This is a genomic window from Streptomyces sp. NPDC059900 (assembly GCF_050270335.1).
Classification (GTDB): domain Bacteria; phylum Actinomycetota; class Actinomycetes; order Streptomycetales; family Streptomycetaceae; genus Streptomyces.
Window position 1 is genome coordinate 1 of record NZ_JBNNJZ010000720.1, and the last position, 3,690, is coordinate 3,690.

The following is a 3,690-nucleotide window of genomic DNA, read 5'->3' on the forward strand; positions in this document are numbered from 1 at the left end:
CGAGCCCGAAGAGACCACTCCCGCGCCGCGCCGCCGCCGTGCCACCCGTCGCGCCTCGGCTCCCGCCGGTGCGCCGCAGGGCGCCGAGGCCGCCGCAGAGGCGCCCGCCGCCGAGGCTGTGCCCGAGGCGCAGCCGGAGTCCGGTGACGCCGCCCCGCGCCGCGCCCGCCGCCGCGCGACCCGCGGTGCGTCCGCGCCCGCCGCCGAGCCGCAGGCCGCCGAGCAGGCCCCCGCAGCCGAGGCCGACGCCGCGCCCGCCGCTGCCGCCGCGCCCGCCGCGAGCAAGAAGACCCCCGAAGCGGAGACCGCCGAGGAGGACGCGCCCACCGGCCGCCGTCCCCGCCGTGCCACCCGCAAGGCCGCCGCCGGATTCTCGGCCCCCGCCCCGGCGCGGGCCCGCAAGGCGACGCGTGCCGGTGACGGCGAGGAGGGCTCCGGCAGGAAGCCGCGCCCCGCCGTCGCCGTTTTTCAGGCGCCGGTGTTCGCCGCGCCGATGTTCCAGACCCCGGAGAGCGCGGCCGCCGCTGCCGCCGCCGAAGCGGCCGACGAGCCCGCCGAAGAGGTCGAGGCCGAGCCCGTGGCCGCCGCCCCCGTGGCGGAGGAGGAGACGGGTCCGCGCCGTCGCCGCCGCCGCGGCCGGGCCTCCGACGAGCAGCCCGCCGCCGAGCGCGAGCAGACCAAGGCGGCCCCGCAGCCCGCCGAGGCCGAAGAGCCCGAGGACGCCGCCGAGGACAACGACAACAACGACAACGACGAGTCCGACGACTCCGGTGAGCGTCACGGCCGCCGTCGCCGTCGTGGTGGCCGTCGCCGCCGCCGCGGTGAGTCCGCCGACGACTCCGGCGACCAGCAGGACTCGGACGCCGATTCCGAGCCGGACGCCGCCGAGGACGCCAAGGACTCCAGGGACTCCAAGGACGCCAAGGACGGCAAGGACACCGAAGACGCCGCCGAGTCCGACGAGGACGAGGACAACGGCGCGGGCGCCGGCTCCAGCAGCAGCCGTCGCCGTCGTCGCCGCCGTCGCCGTGCCGGTGACTCCGGTGAGGGCGAGAGCGCGGTCGACGGCGACCCGGAGCGCACGGTCGTCAAGGTCCGCGAGCCGCGCAAGAAGGAAGAGCGCGAGCCCGGCACCGGCGCCGACGAGGTCCAGTCCATCAAGGGCTCGACCCGCCTGGAGGCCAAGAAGCAGCGCCGCCGCGAAGGCCGCGAGCAGGGCCGCCGCCGGGTGCCGATCATCACCGAGGCCGAGTTCCTGGCGCGCCGCGAGGCCGTCGAACGCGTCATGGTCGTACGCCAGAACGGCGAGCGCACCCAGATCGGCGTCCTCGAGGACAACGTGCTCGTCGAGCACTACGTCAACAAGGAGCAGGCCACCTCGTACGTCGGCAACGTCTACCTGGGCAAGGTCCAGAACGTGCTGCCGTCCATGGAGGCCGCCTTCATCGACATCGGCAAGGGCCGCAACGCGGTGCTCTACGCCGGTGAGGTCAACTTCGAGGCGCTCGGGATGGCCAACGGCCCCCGCCGCATCGAGTCGGCGCTCAAGTCCGGCCAGTCGGTCCTCGTGCAGGTCACGAAGGACCCGATCGGCCACAAGGGCGCCCGCCTGACCTCGCAGGTCTCGCTGCCCGGCCGCTACCTGGTCTACGTGCCCGAGGGCTCGATGACCGGCATCAGCCGCAAGCTGCCCGACACCGAGCGCGCGCGTCTGAAGACCATCCTCAAGAAGATCGTCCCCGAGGACGCGGGCGTCATCGTGCGCACCGCCGCCGAGGGCGCGAGCGAGGACGAGCTGCGCCGCGACGTCGAGCGTCTCCAGCAGCAGTGGGAAGAGATCCAGAAGAAGGCGAAGGCGGCCTCCACGAGCTCGCCGAGCCTCCTGTACGGCGAGCCGGACATGACCGTCCGTGTCGTCCGCGACATCTTCAACGAGGACTTCTCGAAGGTCATCGTCAGCGGCGAGGAGGCCTGGGAGACCATCCACGGATACGTCTCCCACGTCGCCCCCGACCTGGCGGACCGCCTCTCCCGGTGGACGTCCGAGGTCGACGTCTTCGCTACGTACCGGATCGACGAGCAGCTGGCGAAGGCCCTGGACCGCAAGGTCTGGCTGCCCAGCGGCGGCTCGCTGGTGATCGACAAGACCGAGGCGATGATCGTCGTCGACGTCAACACCGGCAAGTTCACCGGTCAGGGCGGCAACCTCGAAGAGACCGTGACGAGGAACAACCTCGAAGCGGCCGAGGAGATCGTGCGCCAGCTGCGCCTGCGTGACCTGGGCGGCATCGTCGTCATCGACTTCATCGACATGGTGCTCGAGTCCAACCGTGACCTGGTCCTGCGGCGGCTGCTCGAATGCCTGGGCCGTGACCGTACGAAGCACCAGGTGGCCGAGGTCACCTCGCTGGGTCTCGTGCAGATGACCCGCAAGCGGGTCGGCCAGGGCCTCCTGGAGTCCTTCTCCGAGACCTGTGTCCACTGCAACGGCCGCGGCGTGATCGTGCACATGGAGCAGCCGACCTCCGCCGGTGGCGGCGGCAAGCGCAAGAAGCGCGGGCGCGGCGGCTCCGAGCAGGGCCAGGAGCACACGCACGAGCACGAGGGCCACGAGAGCCCCGAGAACACGGACGAGGTCGAGACCGAGGCCGAGGTCGCCGCGGAGACCGCCGCCCCGGTGGCGCTCCCGGCGCCCGAGTTCGTGCCGGACGAGGAGCTCTACAGCAGCGCGTCCGAGGCCGAGGCCGCGGCGTCCCGCGGCGGTCGCTCGCGCCGCAGGGCGACCCGTCGGGCCTCGGCTCCGGCCGGCGCCCCGAAGGCGGAGGCCGCGCCCGTCGCCGAGTCCGCCCCGAAGGCGGAGAAGACGGCGAAGGCAGACAAGCCGGAGAAGGCGGAGAAGGCCGAGAAGAAGCGGTCCAAGTCCCGGCAGGCCGCCACGGCCGAGGCTCCGGCCGCCGAGGACCCGGTCGTCGAGGCTCCGGTCGTGCCCGCCGAGGAGGCTGCCGTCGAGGCCGCCCCCGAGGCTCCCGTTGCCGACACCGCCGACGCCGCCCCCAAGGGCCGTACGCGCCGTCGTGCGACCCGCAAGGCCACGGCGCCCGCGGGTTCGCCGAAGGCCGCGCAGAGCGCCGAGCCGGAAGCCGCCGAGGTGATCGTCACCGAGGCGCCCAAGGCGGAGCCCGTCGCGGAGCCGGTCGTCGCCGAGCCGGTGGCCGAGGCCCCCGCCGACGCCGCCCCGGCCCGTCCGCGCCGCCGTGCGGTCCGCAAGGCCACCGCGCCGACCGCGTCCGCGGAGGCGGCCGTCCTGGTCGTCCCGACGGCCGAGAAGGCCGCTGAGGCCCCTGCGGCCCCGGAGCAGCCCGCGGCGGACGCCGGTGCGCCCGCCGAGGAAGCCGCTCCGGCCAAGAAGACGGCGCGTAAGACCGCCGCCAAGAAGGCGCCCGCGAAGAAGGCGGCCGCCAAGAAGACCGCGGCCAAGAAGACGGCCGCCAAGAAGACGACGGCCAAGAAGGCGTCGAAGACGACGAAGAAGACCGCTGCGGCGGAGCAGGCGCCGGCCGGCGTCAAGGCCTCCGCGGCCGACGAGGGCTGACCCCCTCCTTCATAGTCCGTACGTATGTCCGGGGTGCCCCCGGTGCGGTGATATCACCGCACCGGGGGCATCTCGTCGTGGAAACTTAGGACAGAGTG

Annotated in this window: 1 protein-coding gene; it reads left to right on the top strand. The window is 73.9% G+C overall.

The window, feature by feature from the left end:
• On the top strand, nt 1–3,592 hold a 3,592-nt coding region (locus tag ACQKIP_RS42675), incomplete at its 5' end, for an Rne/Rng family ribonuclease (protein WP_427745477.1).
• Nucleotides 3,593–3,690: the final 98 nt, after the last annotated feature.